General features: G+C 62.3%; 16 protein-coding genes and 1 pseudogene. 6 read left to right on the plus strand and 11 right to left on the minus strand.

Annotated features, from left to right (window positions below; all coding sequences use genetic code 11):
- Positions 1–75: 75 nt before the first annotated feature.
- The 3 genes from L0U82_RS27755 to oxlT form a co-directional block, all read right to left on the minus strand.
- Entirely contained in the window at positions 76–1,527 is a 1,452-nt protein-coding gene (locus tag L0U82_RS27755) for an aldehyde dehydrogenase family protein (RefSeq protein WP_233837526.1), read from the minus strand.
- Positions 1,528–1,618: 91 nt separating this feature from the next.
- Positions 1,619–2,611, minus strand: a complete 993-nt coding sequence (locus L0U82_RS27760) for a LysR family transcriptional regulator (protein WP_233836156.1) — start codon at positions 2,609–2,611, stop codon at positions 1,619–1,621.
- Between the two features lie 30 nt (positions 2,612–2,641).
- Positions 2,642–3,997, minus strand: coding sequence for an oxalate/formate MFS antiporter (gene oxlT / locus L0U82_RS27765; protein ID WP_233836157.1), 1,356 nt, complete (start codon positions 3,995–3,997; stop codon positions 2,642–2,644).
- A 424-nt stretch (positions 3,998–4,421) separates the two neighbouring features.
- On the opposite strand from oxlT, the gene L0U82_RS27770 reads away from it, so the two are divergent.
- Positions 4,422–5,369 carry a LysR family transcriptional regulator gene (locus L0U82_RS27770; protein ID WP_233836158.1) on the plus strand — a complete coding sequence of 316 codons (948 nt, stop codon included), beginning with the start codon at positions 4,422–4,424 and terminating at the stop codon, positions 5,367–5,369.
- A 96-nt stretch (positions 5,370–5,465) separates the two neighbouring features.
- On the plus strand, positions 5,466–5,780 hold the full coding sequence (locus L0U82_RS27775) for a hypothetical protein (protein WP_233836159.1): 315 nt from the start codon (positions 5,466–5,468) through the stop codon (positions 5,778–5,780).
- Between the two features lie 80 nt (positions 5,781–5,860).
- Here the strand turns inward: L0U82_RS27775 and L0U82_RS27780 are convergent, their stop codons facing one another.
- From L0U82_RS27780 to L0U82_RS27805, 6 genes are all read right to left on the minus strand, one after another.
- Positions 5,861–6,823, minus strand: coding sequence for an NAD(P)(+) transhydrogenase (Re/Si-specific) subunit beta (locus L0U82_RS27780; RefSeq protein ID WP_233836160.1), 963 nt, complete (start codon positions 6,821–6,823; stop codon positions 5,861–5,863).
- 96 nt (positions 6,824–6,919) lie between these two features.
- Positions 6,920–7,723: a fumarylacetoacetate hydrolase family protein gene (locus tag L0U82_RS27785; protein ID WP_233836161.1), complete on the minus strand. Its 804-nt coding sequence runs from the start codon at positions 7,721–7,723 to the stop codon at positions 6,920–6,922.
- Positions 7,724–7,748: 25 nt separating this feature from the next.
- Positions 7,749–8,996 carry a formyl-CoA transferase gene (gene frc / locus L0U82_RS27790; protein ID WP_233836163.1) on the minus strand — a complete coding sequence of 416 codons (1,248 nt, stop codon included), beginning with the start codon at positions 8,994–8,996 and terminating at the stop codon, positions 7,749–7,751.
- Between the two features lie 23 nt (positions 8,997–9,019).
- Positions 9,020–10,783: a thiamine pyrophosphate-binding protein gene (locus L0U82_RS27795; protein ID WP_233836164.1), complete on the minus strand. Its 1,764-nt coding sequence runs from the start codon at positions 10,781–10,783 to the stop codon at positions 9,020–9,022.
- A gap of 509 nt (positions 10,784–11,292) precedes the next feature.
- On the minus strand, positions 11,293–12,012 hold the full coding sequence (locus L0U82_RS27800) for a GntR family transcriptional regulator (RefSeq protein WP_233836165.1): 720 nt from the start codon (positions 12,010–12,012) through the stop codon (positions 11,293–11,295).
- Entirely contained in the window at positions 11,990–12,208 is a 219-nt protein-coding gene (locus tag L0U82_RS27805; RefSeq protein WP_233836166.1) for a hypothetical protein, read from the minus strand. Before L0U82_RS27805 ends, L0U82_RS27800 begins: the two co-directional genes overlap by 23 nt.
- Positions 12,209–12,618: 410 nt before the next feature.
- Here L0U82_RS27805 and shiA point away from each other — a divergent pair, with 410 nt between their 5' ends.
- From shiA to L0U82_RS27820, 3 genes are all read left to right on the plus strand, one after another.
- A complete protein-coding gene (gene shiA, locus L0U82_RS27810) occupies positions 12,619–13,938 on the plus strand; it encodes a shikimate transporter (protein WP_233836167.1) in 1,320 nt (439 codons plus the stop codon).
- Positions 13,939–14,421: 483 nt separating this feature from the next.
- Positions 14,422–15,825, plus strand: coding sequence for an L-lactate MFS transporter (locus L0U82_RS27815; protein ID WP_233836168.1), 1,404 nt, complete (start codon positions 14,422–14,424; stop codon positions 15,823–15,825).
- A gap of 10 nt (positions 15,826–15,835) precedes the next feature.
- Positions 15,836–15,964, plus strand: a complete 129-nt coding sequence (locus L0U82_RS27820) for an MFS transporter small subunit (RefSeq protein ID WP_233836169.1) — start codon at positions 15,836–15,838, stop codon at positions 15,962–15,964.
- A 125-nt stretch (positions 15,965–16,089) separates the two neighbouring features.
- Here the strand turns inward: L0U82_RS27820 and L0U82_RS27825 are convergent, their stop codons facing one another.
- On the minus strand, positions 16,090–16,515 hold the full coding sequence (locus L0U82_RS27825) for a DUF3830 family protein (RefSeq protein ID WP_233836171.1): 426 nt from the start codon (positions 16,513–16,515) through the stop codon (positions 16,090–16,092).
- Positions 16,516–16,972: 457 nt separating this feature from the next.
- Positions 16,973–17,837: pseudogene (locus L0U82_RS27830) on the minus strand (helix-turn-helix domain-containing protein).
- A 194-nt stretch (positions 17,838–18,031) separates the two neighbouring features.
- Between L0U82_RS27830 and L0U82_RS27835 the strand changes: the two are divergent.
- Entirely contained in the window at positions 18,032–19,033 is a 1,002-nt protein-coding gene (locus tag L0U82_RS27835) for a helix-turn-helix transcriptional regulator (RefSeq protein WP_326489762.1), read from the plus strand.
- The last annotated feature ends 8 nt before the right edge of the window (positions 19,034–19,041 follow it).

The following is a 19,041-nucleotide window of genomic DNA, read 5'->3' on the forward strand; positions in this document are numbered from 1 at the left end:
CGCGCTTCACGACAGTTTGCGATAGAACCAAAAGATCGGACGCCATCACGCGTCCGATCTTTTTTTATTGGCCCGTTATTGATCGATCGCGAGCCACACCGCTTTCGGCTCGGTGAAGTTCTCGATCGCCACGTCGCCGTGCTCGCGGCCGAAACCCGAATCTCCGGAGCCGCCCCACGGCAGACGCACATCGGTATAGCCATAGGTATTGATCCACACGGTGCCCGCCTTCAGATCGCGCGCAACGCGATGCACCCGGCCGAGATCCGCGCTCCACACGCCGGCCGCGAGACTATACGCGGTGCCGTTGGCGATTCTGAGCGCATCGGCTTCGTCGTTGAAACGGATCACGCTGGCCACCGGCCCGAAGATCTCTTCCTGCGAAATACGCATTTCGTGCTCGACATTGGCAAACACGGTCGGCTCGACGAAAAAGCCGCGCTCGCCGACGCGCGCACCGCCTGTGACAAGTGACGCGCCTTCCGAGCGCCCGGTATCGACATAGCCGAGCACCGTCTTCATCTGCGCGGCGGAAATCAGCGGCCCCATCGAGGTTTCCTTCGCCGACGGATCGCCGACCTTGATCGACTTCGCGCGCGCGGCCAGACGTTCGACGACTTCGTCATACACGTCGCGATGCGCAAGAATCCGCGAGCCCGCGGAGCACACCTGGCCCGTATTGAAGAACACGCCGGACGCGGCGGCGCGCACCGCATTGTCGAGATTCGCATCGGCGAAAATCACGTTCGCCGACTTGCCGCCAAGCTCCAGCGTCACGCGTTTGAAGTTGCCCGCCGCGCCTTGCAGAATGCCTCGGCCGACCGAAGGCGAACCGGTGAACGTTACTTTATCGATGCCCGGATGCGAGACCAGCGCATCGCCGACCACACTGCCCTTGCCGGTCACGATATTCAGCACGCCCGGCGGCACGCCTGCTTCGAGCGCGAGTTCGCCGATGCGCAACGCGGTGAGCGGCGTGATCTCCGCGGGCTTGACGATCAGCGTGCAGCCGCACGCGAGCGCCGGCGCGATCTTCCACATGCCGATCATCAGCGGAAAATTCCACGGCACGATCGCGGCGACCACGCCAACCGGCTCGCGCAACGTGTACGTCAACGCATCGGGACGGGTCGGCACGACCTGGCCGTTGATCTTGTCGCACCAGCCCGCGTAATACTCGACCGTATCGATCGCGGCGGGAATGTCCTGGCGCATCACCGCGGAAATCGGTTTGCCGCCGTCGAGACTTTCGAGCGCGGCGAGTTCTTCGAGATTGGCGCGCATCAGACCGGCGAGCCGCTGCAGAATGCGCCCACGTTCAGCGGCTCGGATCGAGTTCCACACCTTCAGCGCGCTGCGCGCCGCGCGCACCGCGGTATCCACATCGGCCGCGCTGCCTTGCGCCACTCGTGCGATCGGCTCTTCGGTGGCCGGATTGATATCGACGGAATATTCCCCGGTGCCTGGCGGCAGGCGCTTACCGTCGATCAGCAGATCATGGTGCCTGAGGTCGGTTTGAGTTTCCATCATGAAGCTCCTTGAGTAGGACGTTATGTGGCCTGGCGGCGCATCGATCGACGACCGCTATTGACTCGCTGCGTTGCGACCGGCAGCCGGTCTAGGGTTCATGCAAAAGACTGCCGCCCTGCGTTACGGGCGGCCAGGCGAAGGTTGGCGCAAGCGGGCTCGCGTTATCGCCGCACGCGCCGCTATGTACAGGCGCATGCACGGCTGCCGTGAACTGCGCCCAGGCCGCCGCCGCATTCGGACGCAGCGAACGGTTGCGTCGATGCGCAAGCACAGTGGTGAGCGTCGCTTCGGGAAGCAGCGGACGGCTGATCAGCGCAGCATTCGGTAACGGGCAGTAGGCATCGACCGGCAGGATGCCGATGCCCAGACCCAGTTCGACCATTCGCGTTACCGCCGCGACGTGCCCGAGTTCCTGTATCGGTCTGCGTTTCAATTCATGCGCGACGAGGCTCGGTTCGAGTGCCGCGCGCACGCCCGTGTCGGCATTGAGCGTAATCAGCGGCCATTCGCGCAACTCGCGCCATGCGACGCTATCGCGCCGCGCGAGCGGATGCGTGGATGGCATCACCGCATGAAACGGGGTGGTGAAAAGAACTTGCGCATGCAACAGGTGGCGATCGAACGGCTCGGTCATCGACACTACGCCGAAGTCCACCTCGCCGTGCTCGACGCTCGCGAGTGCACCGCCTTGCGGCTGATCCCGAACCGACACCATCAGTTCGGGAAACGCGCGCGCGCAGCGTGCGAGCGCGTGCGGCACCCAGCCTGACGACAGCACGGGATTGCTCGCCAACACCACGACGCCTGTATGGCCATCGTGCGCGGCGCGCTCTTCGAGCAAGGTCAATTCGATTTCGTCGAGCAGGCCGCCGATTCTTCGCTCAAGGCTCGCACCCGCCTTCGTCAGTTCGACCTGACGCGTGGTGCGGTCGAACAGCTTCAGTTCAAGCGCCTCTTCGAGTTCGCGCACGCAACGGCTCACCGCCGATTGCGTCAGATCGAAGTCGCGCGCGGCACGCGTAAAACTTCGCTCACGCGCGACCGCAACGAACACCTTGAGTTGCTGCAGCGAAACATTCATGGCGTCGGTTCGGCTCGCGCGCGTCGCACGTTATTCGCCCGTCTGCTCGGGCCAGTGACTCATCCGCGACGCGTTGCCGTTGCCGCTTCCCGCCATCGCGAGCACGCCCTGCTGCTGCGGTTCATTGTGCGATTCGATAAAGCGCCGGCGCATCGGCTCGAGGATGAATTTCGCCGAGATGCCCGCGACGATCGTGATCACGGCGGAGACGATGAAGACCAGGTTCCAGCCGCCCGTCGCCGCCAGTATCGACGCGATCGGCACCACCAGCGAAGCCGTGCCTTTCGCGGTGTACAGCGTACCGGCATTGGCTGCCGCATACCGGCTGCCGAACGTATCGGCGCAAGTCGCCGGGAAGATCGAGAAGATCTCGCCCCAGAACAGGAAGATCAACGCGGCGAACACCATGAACGCATACGGATTGCTGCCGAATTGCATCATGCCGAGCAGCGCGAGACCTTCGCCGATAAAGATCATGAACATCGTGTTTTCACGGCCGATCTTGTCCGAAATGAAACCGCACAGCGGACGCGTCAGGCCGTTGAAGATGTTATCGATCGACAACGTGAGCGTCAGCAGCGGCAACGTCGCGCCGAAGACCGTCATCGGAATGCGGGCAAGGCCCCAGTCTTTCGCGATCGGCCCGATCTGCGCGGTGGCCATCAGACCGCCCGCCGCGACCGCGACGAACGACGCATACATCACCCAGAACACCGGCGTGCGGATCATCTGCCGCGCCGGGAAGTCGACCTTCGACACCACGAACTTCGTTTTGCGCGCCGCCTGCTGCCGCAACATCGGACGAATCAACAGCATCGCGAGCAGCAGAATGCTGATCCCCTGCACGAGGCCGAAGAAAAAGAACGTGTCCTCATAGCCGCGGCGCGTGATCATGTTCGCAATCGGAATTACCGTCAGCGCGGCGCCCGCGCCGAAACCCGCGGCCGTCAGACCCGCGGCGAGACCGCGCCGGTCGGGGAACAGTTTCAGCGCATTGCCGACGCAGGTGCCGTACACGCCGCCCGCGCCTATGCCGCCGATCACCGCCGCAACGTACAGCGTGCCGAGTGTGGTCGCCTGCGAATTGAGCACCCACGATAGGCCCGCGCAGATCGCGCCGCCCGCCACCACCGGACGCGGGCCGAATTTATCGACGAGCCAGCCTTCGAACGGCACCAGCCATGTCTCGGTCAGGATGAAGATCGAGAATGCGAGCTGGATCGACGCCTCGCTCCAGTTATGCCGCGCATGCATCGGCGCCACGAACAACGTCCACGCATATTGCAGATTCGCCACCAGCGCCATGCACACCATGCCGATGACCAGTTGCCACCACCGATTCCGCCAGAACGTGCCGCCGGTTGTTTGCTGGGTGATATTGTCCATGAGCCTTGTCTCCACTATTTATTTAGTGCAGCCGGCCTAAGCGCCGTGCTGGATGCGTACCACCTTATTGTTATGTCCGAAAATACTTCGCTGTTCCGGAAGATTGAAAATTGGTGCCGCGTAGTGCGCTTTCGCAAAGCGTCCGACTCGAATTTCTCAAAGCGAATTCTTTCTTTATTCCGATCAGAGTCGCCCGCGCCGGCGGTAAGCATTACAGCCTATATCCCGCTATTTAGTGCGCTGTACCGCACATCTTTGCGTTAACCCGAGTACTTTGCCCGCATTAGGCAAATATCACTGAATACTTCATCGAGTACTACGACGGCAATTTCGCAAGCTATAAGATGCATGCTAGGGTCAATGCTGAATTACTCATAATTAAAGTTTGTTATTATGTTGATTCACAATTCCTTATACATCGACCATGACGATGCGCAATGCGACTCTGCGGCAACTGAAGGTCTTTGAAACGGTCGCGCGGCACCTCAGTTTTTCGCGCGCCGCCGAGGAATTGCATCTGACGCAGCCGGCCGTTTCGACTCAGGTCCGGCAACTGGAAGACCATGCCGGATTGCCGCTTTTCGAGCAGCTCGGCAAAAAGATCTATCTGACGCCGGCCGGCACCGAAATGCTGCACTACAGCCGCGCGATCATGCAGCAGTTCCATGAAGTCGACGAAGCGATGAGTCAGTTGAAAGGCGTCTCCGGCGGCAAGCTCAATGTCGCGGTAATCAGCGCGGGCGACTACTTCTTTCCGCGGCTGCTGGCCGAATTCACGCGCCGTTATTCGGGTGTCGATCTGAATCTCGCGGTCCACAATCGCGAAGAACTGCTGCATCAACTCGCGACCAATCAGACCGATCTTGCCGTCATGGTGCGTCCGCCGCACGAAACCGACGCGACCAATGAACCGTTTGCGCCGCATCCGTACGTGATCGTCGCGGCGCCCACGCATCCGCTTGCGCACAAACGCAACATCAAGTTCAGCCAGCTCGCGAACGAAGCGTTCATCGTGCGCGAGCGCGGCTCGGACACGTGGAATTCGATGGAAGAAGGCTTTGCCGGACGACTGTCCAATCTGAAGATTGCCATGGAGATCAAAAGTACCGAGACGATCAAGCAGGCAGTGATTGCCGGAATGGGCATTGCATTCCTGTCCGCGCATACGATCAGCCTCGAATTGCAATTGGGTCATCTGGTTGTACTCGATGTCGAGAGCTTTCCGGTCATGCTGAACTGGTATGTCGTGCATCGCAAGAATAAACGGCTGCCGCCGGTCGCGGTTGCCTTCAAACGCTTCCTGATGGAGGAAGGCGCGAATCTGATCGAGAAGATCACTCGCGTGAAGGAACTGAGCGTGCATAAGTCGTAGGCTATAAAAACCCAATAAAACTTTAACTATTGCAAATCGATCGGCGCTTCTATGCTGCAAGCGAGTTCTCTCACTTGCGAGCCCAGGAGGCCCATCATGAACCACGCTCAGGTCCAATCCCAATCCGGCACGCGCAATACGCGCACCAGCGCGGATCGCGAAGATCGTCCCGACGACGCGCATCTGAGCGCCTATAACGCGGCATTCAGCGATCTGGGTCTGCGTTTTCGCTGGGACCGCGCGACGCTCGATATGCTGAACGAATTCAATGGCGAATTGGCGCGCATTACCGCGTATATCGAGCGCTATCACCGTCATTTGCATAGCGCATACGATGCAAACTTTCTCGCGCAATTGATCCTGCAAAGAAAGAACCAGTACTACAGCGAATTCGCAGTCACCGGTGCTTGAACGCATCGGCGAAGATTCGGGCGGCGGGACTCTGGTCCCGCCATCTGCGCTATTTCCGTGAATGAGTGGTGCATTCATGGTTAGCGACGCGTCGTCAAATGAGCCGGCCGTCTGCGCGTGCACTCGCGCTGACGGCCATTGCCGCGTCTGCCGTCGCCGAGGCCGAGACCGCGACGATGCGGGTAAGCACTCGTGCGCACGATGCCAGATTCGGCATCGCGCAACGTCCACGCCGGTTCTTCTCCGCCATGCCATTCGAGGTTCGATAGCAGACCACGCTCGCCGACGAGTTTGCCGGCGCTCAGGCCATCGCTGCGCGCGGCAAATGCATGGATATGCAAAGTACAGCCGTCGCCAACCGTTGCGTGCACAGCTTCGCCCACGCCCCCACGGCTCACCATCAGATGCACCCCCATCGCGGCGGCCAGCGCGCTCATCGCGAGCAACGCGGCGAGTCCGACAGGCTGGGCCTGCTCAGTGACGAACCCGTAGCCGAGCCAGCCGCATAACAGCACCGCGAACAGATTGACGACATGATGACCCGGACGCGCAACCGCTTCGAGTTGCAGCGCACCGCGCAGCTTGCAGAACGCAATCGCGGACGCCGCGAAAATCAGCGCGCCGATAAACACCGCTGCGTAAAGCTCGATGCGCTCAGTGTTGGCGCGCGCCACCACCGACAGATAACGCGCCACGCCCACCGACACGACCGCCAAACCCATGCCGCTGCCGAGCAACGCGACGAGTCCCGGCCGGCGTGTCAGATCGCAGCCGCGCGCGCGCCATGCGCCGAGCGCGCTGCCGGCCACGGCCGCGTCGATCACATTGAGGCTGGCACCCAGACCCGCCGCGAGCATCGCGACAAGTACCGACGACAACACACCCGCGCACCAGTAGGGCCGCTGCATCGAGCGCCAGCTGAACTGCCGTTGTCCGATCGCGGCCAACGCCGCCGTCAGCACCGCGACCGACGCTGCGGCCATAGCCGCCGCGAGCGGCACGCCCACGCTCATCCACACGGCACTTCCACCGGCTTGCGGCATGCGTGATCCTCCGTGATGCGATGCATCGGTACGACGCGGATCCGATTGCGCGGTTTGGCCGCGCGCTCAGACGGCGTTCGTGGTATCGCCCAACCGTTACTGCACTGCCGCCTTCGACGCTTCGCCCGGCGCGGCGGCGCTCAAGCTATTGGTCAGCGTGCCGATGCCGTCGATCGTGACCGACACCGTTGCGCCGTCCTTGATCGAGCCGACCCCGAGCGACGTTCCGCACGCGATCACATCACCGGGCTCGAGCGTCAGATCCTGCGAAATCAGACTCACCTGCTCGGCTGGCGAAAAAACCATATCGGCGAGCGGATAGTTCTGCCGCTCGACGCCGTCGAGCGTCGTCACCAGATGCGCGTGCTGCCACGCGAAGCCGGAGACGATGGCCGGCCCGATGCAGCAGAACGTATCGAATCCTTTGGCGCGGCACCACTGCGGAAAATGCGGATTCTCGTTCAGCAGATCGGCGGCGGTCACGTCGTTGACGAGCGTATAGCCGAAAATCGCCGCCTCGGCCTCGCGTATATCGACGTCGCGGCAACGCTTGCCGATCACGATACCGAGTTCGCCCTCGTAGACGATCTTGCCCGCGTAATGACGCGGCCTGCGGATCGTCTCGCCCGCGCCGATCACCGAGGCCGCCGGCTTCAGCAGAAACAGCGGATGCGTGGGCACGGGCTTTTCGAGCTTCGCCGCCAGCGCGTGATAGTTGTTCCACAGTGCGACGATCTTGCCGGGCGCGCATGGCGCCAGCGGCGTCAGCGTACGCATCGACAGCACCGCGCCGGTCGGCACCGGCTGCTCGAGACTTTCGTACTCGTGCAGATAAGCGCCTTCGACGCGGCCAAACACGATACCGCCGTCGCTCGACATAAACCGCATCCACGTATCCATACGTCGCTCCTCGCGCGCCGCGCCGTTAGATCGCGCCGGCCGTGCGCAATGCGCTGATCTGCTCGGGCGAATAGCCGAGTTCGGCCATCACTTCATCCGTATGTTCGCCGAGCAACGGCGAGCGCTGGACGTCGGTCGGGCTGTCGGACAGTTTGATCGGATTGCCGACCGTCAGATACTTGCCGCGCTGCGGATGATCGACTTCGACGATCGTGCCGGTCTTGCGCAGCGACGGCTCCGCGGCGATCTCCTTCATCGACAGGATCGGGCCGCACGGAATGTCGTGCTTGTTGAGGATCTCCATCGCCTCGAACTTGGTCTTCGTCATCGTCCAGCGTTCGATTTCGGCGAAGATCTCCTTCAGACGCGGCAAACGCGCGGGCGCGGTCGCGTAGTCAGGGTCCGTCGCCCACTCCTCCTTGCCGATCACATTGCAGATCTTCGCCCACACCGGCGCCTGCGTGATGAAGTAGATATACGCGTTCGGGTCGGTCTCCCAGCCCTTGCACTTCAGAATCCAGCCAGGCTGCCCGCCGCCCGACGCATTGCCCGAGCGCGGCACCGCTTCGCCGAACTCGCCGTTCGGATATTGCGGATACTCCTTCATCACGCCGGTGCGATCGAGCCGCTGCTGATCGCGCAGCTTCACGCGGCACAGATTCAGCACGCCGTCCTGCATCGCGGCGAGCACGCGCTGACCGCGTCCGCTATGCGTGCGCTGATACAGCGCGGTGACGATGCCGAGCGCGAGATGCAGGCCGGTGCCGCTATCGCCGATCTGCGCGCCGGTCACCGTCGGCGGGCCGTCGTCGAAACCGGTCGTCGATGCCGCGCCGCCCGCGCATTGCGCGACGTTCTCATAGACTTTGCAATCCTCGTACGGTCCAGGCCCGAAGCCCTTGACCGATGCCACGATCATGCGCGGATTGAGTTCCTGAATCCGCTCCCACGTAAAGCCCATCCGATCGAGCGCGCCCGGTGCAAAGTTCTCGACCAGCACGTCGCATTTGCGAATCAGCGCTTCGAGTACCTGCTTGCCTTCGGGATTCTTCGTATCGATCGTCACCGATCGCTTGTTGTGATTGAGCATCGTGAAGTAGAGGCTGTCCACGTCGGGAATATCGCGCAGTTGCTCCCGCGTAATATCGCCCGCGCCCGCGCGCTCCACCTTGATCACGTCCGCGCCGAACCACGCGAGCAACTGCGTGCAGGTCGGACCCGATTGCACATGTGTGAAATCGAGGATGCGCACACCATCGAGTGCCTTGGCCATGTCGTCTCTCCTGAAAGATGCGTTTACTTGTACATGGTCTGGTTCTTCGTGCCCGGCGCGTATTCGCGCGGGTCGACCCAGATATTGACCACCGCCGAGCGGCCGGTGCGATGAATCGCTTCGCGCGCCCGCTGCAACGCGCCGGCGATCTGCGCGGGGTCGCGCACTTCCTCGCCGTGGCCGCCGAGCATCTCGGCGAATTTGCTGAATGGCACGTCGCTGAGCAGATTGCCGACGTTGCCGCGCTCTTCGCCGTATTTGGCAAGCTGGCCGTAGCGGATCTGGTTCATCGCCGAGTTATTGCCGATCACCGCGAGATACGGCGCGCCGAAGCGGTTCGCGGTTTCCATGTCGAATGCGGTCATGCCGAACGAGCCGTCGCCGTAATAGCAGAGCACTTCCTTGTGCGGATGCGCGAGCTTTGCCGCGAGCGCGAAGCCGGTGCCGACGCCGAGCGAGCCGAGCGCGCCCGGGTCCATCCATTGGCCGGGGCGGCGCGGGCGCACTGCCTGCGCGGAAATCGTCACGACGTCGCCGCCGTCGCCGATATACACGGTGTCGTCGGACAGAAATTCGTTGAGTTCGTAGGCAACGCGATACGGATGAATCGGCGTGCTATCGGAGCGAAGCAGCGGCATCAGCTTTTCGGTCGCGGTCGCTTCGGCGTCGCGCAACTGCGCCATCCATTTGCGGCGTGCCTGGCGCTTGTCGTCCTTCAGCCGGCCGCTCGCGGCCTGCAGCACCGCGGCGAGAATCGCGCCCGGATCGCCGACGAGGCCCAGATCGATATCGCGATTCTTGCCCACCGTGCGGTAGTCCATGTCGATCTGCACCAGCGTCAGTTCCTTGCTGATGCGTTTGCCGTAGCCCATGCGGAAATCGAACGGTGTGCCGACAACGATCAGCACATCGGCATTCGCAAAGGCCTGCGAACGCGTGCGGTCGAAGTGATGCGGATCGCCCGGCGGCAATAGCCCGCGGCTCGCGCCGTTGAAATAGCCGGGAATCTCGATGCCGCGCAGCAGCGCAATCGCTTCTTCATGGCCGCGCGCGGTCCACACCTGCTGGCCGTACAGAATCGCCGGGCGTTCGGCGTTGACCAGAATGTCCGCGAGTTTTTCGATGTCGCGCGGATCGCCGATCGATTTCGTCGACGCGCGATAGCGGCCCGGTTGCGGCACGATCGCGCGCGTCAGGTCGACTTCGCGGTCGAGCACGTCGCGCGGAATTTCGAGGTAGGAAGGACCGGGCGCGCCGTTGAAGCACTCGCGCGCGGCCATCGAGATCATGTCCGCGACGCGCTCGGTGCTCGACACGCTGGCGGCGAACTTGGTGATCGGCGCCATGATGTCGACGTGCGGCAGGTCCTGCAGCGAGCCCATCTTGTGCTGCGTCAGCGCGCCCTGCCCGCCGATATGCAGGATCGGACTCTCCGAGCGAAATGCAGTGGCGATGCCGGTGACCGCGTTGGTGCAGCCTGGACCGGCGGTCGTCACGACACAGCCGAGCTTGCCGGTCTGGCGCGCATAGCCGTCGGCCGCATGCGCGGCGACCTGCTCATGGCGCACGTCGATGATGCGGATGCCTTCGTCGACACAGCCGTCGTAAATATCGATGATGTGGCCGCCGCACAGCGTGAAGATCGTGTCGACCCCTTCGTTTTTCAGCGCCTTCGCAACCAGATGACCGCCCGACACGACGCCGGCGCCGCGGGTCTTCTGCTTGAGCGTGTCGTCGGCGGTCGTGCTGCCCGTGGCTGGGCTCAGGGATGAAACAACTGCGGACATGGTCGTCTCCTGTGTCGAGATGCTGGTCGATCAGTTGTGCAACGGTTATCGATGGACGCGCGTGCTTCGTGATGCGTCCCGGTTGCCTCCGACATCGCCCTGAGCCTGTCACATACGGTATGTGATATATCAATGTCAATCAAGCTCGGCTTCGGGATCTGTCAGTTCAACGCTCTTGCTTGCTCAGGCTTGTCCGCCACCGGTTTGCGCCGAAATTGCAACCGTTGCGAGCGCAATTCCAAGGGAAAACACCGACTCGTGCTGCCCGCCCTTCGTTGTTGATATATCACATACCATATTTTTTTGAGCGTCAAGCGCGGTTTATCCCGTAGGGTCGTCTGATCCGCAGTCGCTTCCTTGGTCCAAACGGCATCACGCGCGGCGTCGTTCAGGATTCGATGCGCGAAAAAAAAGCCCGCGGTGCTTCTGCACACCACGGGCTTTCTTCCGTACGTCTGTACTTCTCTATCCGCCGGATCGTTTGAGCCGGCTACACGCCTACGCCGCCCTCAATCGAGAAAATCGCAATTGGCTTCGACGAACGTCGCGAGGTCGAGCGAATGCTGGCGCGTGAGCCGCTCAGCGAGTTCGGTATCGCGCTTCTCGAGCGCCTCGATGATGCGCAGATGATCGACGATCGAACGCGCCGCGCGGTCGCTCTGCGAAATGGTCATGCGCCGGATCGCGCGCACGTGGATGAAGATGTTCTTGATCGTGTCGAGAATGATCTGCGACTTCGACAGCTCGACGATCGCCTGATGAAACGCAATATTCGCATCCGAATATTCGGCGATATGTTCGGCCGGCGTGGTGTCGCGGAAATTGTCGAACATATGGCGCAGCCGGCCAATTTCCTCGTCCGTCGCATGCAGCGTGGCCAGCCGCGCGGCCATGCTTTCGAGCGCAGCCCACATCTGGATCATTTCGACGATTTCGCGCTTGCTCTTGCGCACGATGTAGATGCCGCGCCGCGGCACCATGCGCAGGAAACCTTCCTGCTCGAGCAGCGTCATCGCTTCGCGCACCGGCGTGCGACTCACGCCCAGCGATTCGCTGAGCACGCGCTCGTCGAGACGGATTTCTTCGCGATTCTGGTAGATGTCCGCGTCGGCGATAGCCTGACGCAGCATCGCATACGCCTTGTCGCGCAAGCTCGCGCTCGCGCCGATCGGCTGCAGGGACAGGGTCAGCGGAGTGGCCACTGCTTCAGTTTGAAGTTCTGACGACATTCATCGCCTCTGCTCGAACAGGTGCGCGACTCCGCGCCAACGCCGCTTTGCCGCGCTCGCCCAGACCGACGAAGCGGCCATGTTGCGATGCAAAGTCCGCGACCGACTCGGGAATCCAGTCAGTCAGCAGAACGGTGGCGGCAGAGCCCAAAACCATAACAGCGACGGCAAACAGCGCGAGAGGCACAAATTCCACGTGTAACTCCGAACGATTGAGGATGCGAATTTCTCAATCATATGCTGCGACGCCGCATTTTTCAATATTCGGTATGTAGTATATCAATGCATGTTGTTTTCAAGACTATCACTTCACGTTAGCACGCGACAGCGAGGTTAGAGGTTCCATCTCGCGCTGACGCTCGGTGTAAACGCTCAAAACGCGCGCTATGCGCGCGGCGGCGTGCGATGATCGCGCATTTTCGACGTGATGCGGATTGTGAGATCCGTGCCGCGTCATTAACCTTCCGGACATCCTGCCGCGTAATGAATGCGTCGAGCGCCCCGCCGGCGCCGCGCAATCCCTCGCGACAGCCTGAAAACCCGGCATACGTGCACGGGGCTGGAGTAAGCGCCGAAGCCGCGGCTTCGTCCAAACGAGGAGACACGATGAGCACCACCCACCCGCAGGCCTCCGCGGCCACCCACCGCAATGCGCGCAGTCAGGCGCGCAAGGCGGCGCTCGGCAGCTTTATCGGCGCCGTGGTCGACTGGTATGACTTTCTGCTGTACGGCATCGTCGCCGCGCTCGTGTTCAACGCCGAGTTCTTCCCGAACGTCGGCCCGGCGATGGGCACGCTCGCCGCGTTCGCCACCTTCGGCGTCGGCTTCCTGTTCCGTCCGCTCGGCGGCTTCGTGTTCGGCCACTACGGCGACCGGCTCGGCCGCAAGCGCATGCTCGTGCTGACCGTGATGATGATGGGCCTGTCGACGGCCGCGATCGGTCTGCTGCCGTCGTTTGCAACGATCGGCTGGCTGGCGCCAGTGCTGCTCGTCACGTTGCGGGCGATCCAGGGCTTCGCGGTCGGCGGCGAATGGGGCGGCGCGGCGCTGATGGCGGTCGAAAGCGCGCCGGAAAAGAAGAAGGCGTTCTATAGCAGCGGCGTGCAGGTCGGCTATGGCGTCGGCCTCGTGCTGTCGACCGGGCTCGTCGCGCTGATCAGCCGCTCGATGGACAACGCCGCCTTCCTCAGCTGGGGCTGGCGTCTGCCGTTCGTGTTCAGCGTCGTGCTGGTGCTGATCGCGCTGTGGATCCGCTCGAGCATGGAAGAATCGCAGGAGTTCGTCGAGAAGGTCGGCAAGCATGGCGAGCATCGCGTGCGTCTGCCGATCGTCGAAGCCCTGCTGCGTCATCCGAAGGCGTTTCTGCTGATCATCGCGCTGCGCCTCGCCGAGCTGTTCACGATGTATATCGTCACCGCGTTCGCGTTGAGCTATTCGACGACGAACCTGCACATGCCGCGCGAATTCTTCCTGACCATCGGTCTGGTCGTCGGTGCCATCAGCTGCGTGACGATTCCGTGCTTCGCATGGCTCGCCGATCGCTTCGGCCGCCGCCGTGTGTACATCGTCGGCGCGCTGGTCGGTATGTTGAGCGCGGTGCCGTTCTTCGTCGCGCTCGAAGCGCGCGCGACCGTGTGGATCGTGATCTTCGCGGTATTGCTCGCGAACATCGCGCACGACATGGTGGTCAGCGTGCAGCAGCCGATGTTCACCGAACTGTTCGGTACCGAGTATCGCTATAGCGGCGCGGGCGTCGGCTACCAGGTGGCGAGCGTGGTCGGCGGCGGTTTCACGCCGTTTATCGCGGTCGCGCTGGTCAGTTTTGCCGGCGGCTCGTGGCATCCGGTAGCGGCCTATCTGGCAATCGGCTGCCTGATTTCGGTGCTCGTCGCGGCGCGCATGAAGACCGGCCGCAACATCGACTGATCTCTACGGGCAATTCCGTTGGCAACACAACGGGCCGGCGCGGCGAACACGGCCGCGCCGGCCCGTCTTTTTCAGCCATCCGCTTTAGCGACCCGCTTCGCGACGCGTCGTTTTGCCTGCTCATTCAGGTCTATTGTTTGCTGGTTTTGTTATCGCATGCGGCTTTGCGACCCACGGCCAACCCCTCTCCTCCGTCACGTTCGCCGCTCCCCTGAAAGCCTGTTTCCCACGATTTGCGCAATGGCCGAGTTGACATCTCCGTTTCATTAGGAACACACCTTATGTCGTCGCAGCTCATATTGCGAAGCGATCTGACACGTCCTATTGTCGTGCCAGGTGGAAGTTCCGGTGGATAAGTACGGGTCATATGAAATATAAAAACATATAGAAACGGCGCGATTATCTGTACTTGTTACACTACGCCGCCTGCAAAAAGCGTATTCAAGCGCCGATAACAGAAAGGTTCCTTCAAGGAGACTGACCATGAGCAGCATTAGCGAGCCGGGCGGCCAGCGAAATTCCGCCCCGTTCTTTTCCAAACAGGCCACCGTCGCGCAACCGGGCTTTTCACGCTGGATGGTGCCCCCCGCCGCGCTCGCCGTGCATCTGTGCATCGGCCAGGCGTATGCATTCTCGGTATTCAACGGACCGCTCACGAAAGTGATCGGCATTACGCAGTCCGCACCCGATGACTGGTCGCTGACCACTCTCGGCTGGATCTTCTCGCTCGCGATCGTGTTCCTCGGTTTGTCGGCGGCATTCGCCGGCAAATGGCTCGAACACGTCGGCCCGCGCCGCACGATGTTTACCGCCGCGTGCTGTTTCGGCGGCGGCTTTCTGGTGTCCGCGCTCGGCGTGTATCTGCATCAGATCGTGCTGCTGTATCTCGGCTATGGCGTGATCGGCGGGATCGGGCTTGGCCTCGGCTATGTGTCGCCGGTGTCGACGCTGATCCGCTGGTTCCCGGACCGCCGCGGCATGGCGACCGGCATGGCGATCATGGGCTTCGGCGGCGGCGCGATGATCGCCGCGCCGTTGTCGGTCGCGCTGATGAACCACTTCCATAGCGCCACGAGCGTCGGCGTCGCCGAAACGTTCATCGTGCTCGGCATCGTCTATTTCATCTCGATGACGATCGGCGCGCTCGCCATCCGCGTGCCGCCGGCGGACTGGAAGCCGGCCGGCTGGACTCCGCCCGAAGCCGCGACGCATCGCATGATCACGCAAAACCACGTGCATATCGATCAGGCGCTGAAGACCCCGCAGTTCTATCTGATCTGGCTCGTGCTGTTCCTGAACGTGACGGCCGGCATCGGCGTGCTCGGCCAGGCCTCGGTGATGATCCAGGAGAGCTTCAAGAACACGGTAACGGCGGGCGCGGCGGCCGGCTTCGTCGGCTTGCTATCGCTGTTCAACATGGGTGGACGTTTCGTGTGGTCGTCGGCGTCGGACTGGATCGGCCGCAAGAATACCTACGCCATCTTCTTCGTGCTCGGCGCGGTGCTCTATTACCTGGTACCGACCTTCGCGGCGAGCGGCCAGATCGCGCTCTTCGTGCTGACCTACTGCATCATCCTGTCGATGTACGGCGGCGGCTTCGCGACGGTGCCGGCCTATCTCGCCGACATGTTCGGTACGGCCTTCGTCGGCGGCATTCACGGGCGTCTGTTGACCGCGTGGGCCGCGGCCGGCGTCGCCGGTCCGGTGCTGGTCAACTACATCCGCGCGTATGAAGTCGCGAACGGCGTCGCCAAAGCGGATGCGTACACGATGACCGTGCACATCATGGCCGTGCTGCTCGTGATCGGCTTTATCTGCAACCTGCTGGTCAAGCGCGTGGATGACAAACACCACATGACCGACGCACAAGTCGCCAAGGGCGCTTGAGGAGATCAACATGTCGACCGTTCAAACCGCGCATCCGACCAACAAGGCGAAGCTCGTCGTGTTCTGGCTCTATGTGATGATTCCGCTTGTGTGGGGCGTGTTCAATACGCTGTCGCAGGCAATGAAGCTGTTCAAATGAAATAGCGCGCCCTTCCGCATGAGCGGTAGGACGCGCCGGACCACGTACGTTGCAGGAGGTCGCGATTCGCGGCCTCTTTTTCATTGGCGCACTGTTGTCATGTGATTCATGTGACTCGCCGCCGCTCAGATCTTCTCGAACACCACGTCCTGCGCGCCTTCCCACAGCACCTTGACACCCAGCTCGCGCAGTTTCTCCTTGCCTTCGACGATCGTCAGGAAATGATTACCCGCGAGCTGCCCCAGCTTGCTCGCGAAACAGCACGAGCCGTACGCGAGGATGATCTCGGTCTCGCTATAGCCGCCGGGATAGAACAGGATGTCGCCGACCGAGGGATGGCTCGTGTGATTCTCGAAGCCGACCGCGACACCGTCGTCCTCGAGCTTGAATTCGCCGAGCGGAACCCAGCAGCCCTCGCCGCTCCAGCGCACGTGAATCAGCTTCTGGCGATACGGCAGCAGCTTCAGGAACGCGGCCACCGTCCGCGGCGCATCGGGATGGGTTTCGGCGATAAAGGTGTGGCCGCAGGCCGTCATTTTGAGTCGGGTCATCACTGGATATCCGCTGTGTCGGGTAGAAGGAGGGTCGGTCAAACGTGGCGGGGCGAAGGATTGCGAGCGCCATTCTGTCGTCCGATGCAAGGCTTCGACAGATACAGTTGTCCGCGCACCGGTCAGGCCAGTTAGACCACATTGCCGCGGGCGTCTTCGGGCCGTCTGCCAAGACTCGCGCGGTGAGCCATGCCAGCTTGCGCCGCGCGCCGCCACGAAAGTTCGTAGTTTGCAAGCCGCGCAATGCACAGCACACTGCGCAAGTGCGTGATTCCCGCTGAATAGCGGCTGCGCGGCGCGTCGCGCGGGAAGCTTCGGCTGATCGTCCGAGCCTTCGCGAGCATGATCGCGCGCGGCGGCCCGGCTGCGATATTGGTATTAACTTGCGGGTACTCACCGCGGGGACTACCTATGGATGCACGCCGCGGCCACTAACTGTGACCACCAAGCGTGGCCACTAAGCGCGCAACCGGTAAGCAAGCGGCGTCACGCCATAGCCACGCTTGAACTGCACGGAGAAATGACTGGCACTCTCGAACCCAACCCCTAGCGCAATTTGCAGTACCGTTTGATCCGTCGCGCGCAACTGTCTCGCCGCTTCTTCGAGCCGCAGTCGCGTAACGAACTGATGCGGTGTCTCGCCGGTCTCGCGGCGAAACACCCGCGCAAAATGAAAGCTGCTGAGCCCGGCCTGCGTGGCCAGTTCGGCAATCGCCAGATCGTCGGCGAGATGGGCGCGGATGTAATCGATTACCCGGCGAATCCGGCGCGGCACCAGCCGCTCGGGCCGCGCGGACTCCGCGCGCTGTGCCTCGCTGCCGCGCGAATAGTGCTGCAGCAGATGCGCGGCGAGCGCATGAACCAGCGTATCGACATACAGACGCGAATCGGCCGGATCGCGAAAGTGCATCGCGTCGCCGAGCGACAGTTCGCGCGACGCATCCAGCCCCATCTGTTGCGCGACGCTGTCGAGCAACGCGCGCTCGATGTGCACGTGAACGGTCGACAGCGGCTCATCGCTGATCGATTGCCAGCGCCATGAGATCGGCGCGGGCGGCACGAACCACAGGTCGTTCACGCGCAGGTCGGCGCTTTCCCAGCGGCCGTTCAGATTGCGTTCGAGATGCTCGGCGCCGCTCGCGAGCGTCATCAGTGTGAAGTCCCGCAAGCCGGGCGCTTCGAGCAGTTCCTGCCGCGCCGGTTCGAGATACGAGCGCAGCACGAGGTGCCGCCACTCGCGTTTCCACGCTCGACACGAGTCGCTGGCCGGCCATGTAACGGTCGTACGCGAGCGTCGTTGTGAGCTTTGGAATTCGTGCCATCACGTCCCTTCGAAGGAGGTGCCCTATGAAAGAAGAAACTCCGCCGTACCGGTTTTGCCGGCCCGCTGTCAGCGCAAGAGTCAGCGCAAGATCGCAAAAATGATAGCAAGGAACCGGCTACCGTCATTTCACGAAATCGCTAATCATTGAGGTTGTCGTCTTTCACGCGTTTAGAACGCCGGAGCTACCGTTTCATGGAACATGAATGCGATACGCTGCCGCAGTGGTTGGCCGGCTCGCCGCAAGGCGAAGCCGGGCACGCGTCGGCAGCATACCCACCAGTGGCATCCGCACCTCCGGCCTACACGGCCAGCCTGCGGCACGCCATGAAGTCAGCCCACACGGCTGAAGCATCGAAACCGTCTTCCCGCGCCGCGAGCGGTGCCGCGCGCACGGGTTTTCTCACGCTCTTCACCGAGGAGGAAATTGGCACGCCGTCGCCAGCGGCGCGTCGAGCCGCGCCGTTGATCAGTCCGCTCGGACGGTTCGGCAGCGCGCAGGACCGCATGGAATTCGTGCGTCAGCGCATCAGGCAACTGGGCTTCGACTCGTTCAGCTACACGGCCACGCGCACGTCGTCGCATCACAAGACGATGTTCGTGCTGACCAGTTACGAGTCGCAGACCTGGCTCACGCGCTATTTCCGCGAGCGTTATTTCGAGCTCGATCCGCGCGTCGCGCTTGCGTCGCCGACCGGCATGCCGTTTCTGTGGAACACCATCGACATGCGCGCCGAGCTGCCGCGCGCGCAACTGCGCAGCGAACGGCTCGGCGGCCTGATCGACATGCTGGAGGCTACCGGCCGCAAGAGCGGGATTCTGACGCAGATGCCGCTGCCCGAGCCGGAGGTGAGCGCAAGCCTGTGCTTCAACTCGGAGATCGGCAACCCGCGCTGGATGACCGAATCGATCGTCGCGGAAACGCTGATGTTCGCGCACGCGATTCACGAGTTCATCTGGACCCACGCGAAAAGCGTGATCGGCATCGCGCCCGCGCAGCAGCAGCGCGTGGCACTGAGCAAGCTGCAGCATGCGGTGCTGAAAGCGGTCGTGCAGGGGCAGCGGGACAAGGAAATCGCGTATTTCCTCGGGCTGTCGCCGCATAACGTCGACTATCATCTGCGGCGGCTGCGACAGTTGTTCAACGTGCGCAATCGCGTACAGTTGATCAATGTTGCGCAGGCGTATTTGTCGTAGTTTGAGTC

The organism is Paraburkholderia sp. ZP32-5 (assembly GCF_021390495.1).
In the GTDB taxonomy this organism is placed as follows: Bacteria; Pseudomonadota; Gammaproteobacteria; order Burkholderiales; family Burkholderiaceae; genus Paraburkholderia.

What these genes read in the sequence shown, in the direction of transcription:
- L0U82_RS27820 (WP_233836169.1), top strand. Translation starts at nt 15,836, where the DNA reads ATGTCGACCGTTCAAACCGCGCATCCGACCAACAAGGCGAAGCTCGTC.
- L0U82_RS27825 (WP_233836171.1), bottom strand. Translation starts at nt 16,515, where the DNA reads ATGACCCGACTCAAAATGACGGCCTGCGGCCACACCTTTATCGCCGAA.
- L0U82_RS27760 (WP_233836156.1), bottom strand. Translation starts at nt 2,611, where the DNA reads ATGAATGTTTCGCTGCAGCAACTCAAGGTGTTCGTTGCGGTCGCGCGT.
- L0U82_RS27770 (WP_233836158.1), top strand. Translation starts at nt 4,422, where the DNA reads ATGACGATGCGCAATGCGACTCTGCGGCAACTGAAGGTCTTTGAAACG.
- L0U82_RS27755 (WP_233837526.1), bottom strand. Translation starts at nt 1,527, where the DNA reads ATGGAAACTCAAACCGACCTCAGGCACCATGATCTGCTGATCGACGGT.
- L0U82_RS27835 (WP_326489762.1), top strand. Translation starts at nt 18,032, where the DNA reads ATGGAACATGAATGCGATACGCTGCCGCAGTGGTTGGCCGGCTCGCCG.
- L0U82_RS27780 (WP_233836160.1), bottom strand. Translation starts at nt 6,823, where the DNA reads ATGCCGCAAGCCGGTGGAAGTGCCGTGTGGATGAGCGTGGGCGTGCCG.
- oxlT (WP_233836157.1), bottom strand. Translation starts at nt 3,997, where the DNA reads ATGGACAATATCACCCAGCAAACAACCGGCGGCACGTTCTGGCGGAAT.
- shiA (WP_233836167.1), top strand. Translation starts at nt 12,619, where the DNA reads ATGAGCACCACCCACCCGCAGGCCTCCGCGGCCACCCACCGCAATGCG.
- L0U82_RS27800 (WP_233836165.1), bottom strand. Translation starts at nt 12,012, where the DNA reads ATGTCGTCAGAACTTCAAACTGAAGCAGTGGCCACTCCGCTGACCCTG.
- L0U82_RS27785 (WP_233836161.1), bottom strand. Translation starts at nt 7,723, where the DNA reads ATGGATACGTGGATGCGGTTTATGTCGAGCGACGGCGGTATCGTGTTT.
- frc (WP_233836163.1), bottom strand. Translation starts at nt 8,996, where the DNA reads ATGGCCAAGGCACTCGATGGTGTGCGCATCCTCGATTTCACACATGTG.
- L0U82_RS27815 (WP_233836168.1), top strand. Translation starts at nt 14,422, where the DNA reads ATGAGCAGCATTAGCGAGCCGGGCGGCCAGCGAAATTCCGCCCCGTTC.
- L0U82_RS27775 (WP_233836159.1), top strand. Translation starts at nt 5,466, where the DNA reads ATGAACCACGCTCAGGTCCAATCCCAATCCGGCACGCGCAATACGCGC.
- L0U82_RS27795 (WP_233836164.1), bottom strand. Translation starts at nt 10,783, where the DNA reads ATGTCCGCAGTTGTTTCATCCCTGAGCCCAGCCACGGGCAGCACGACC.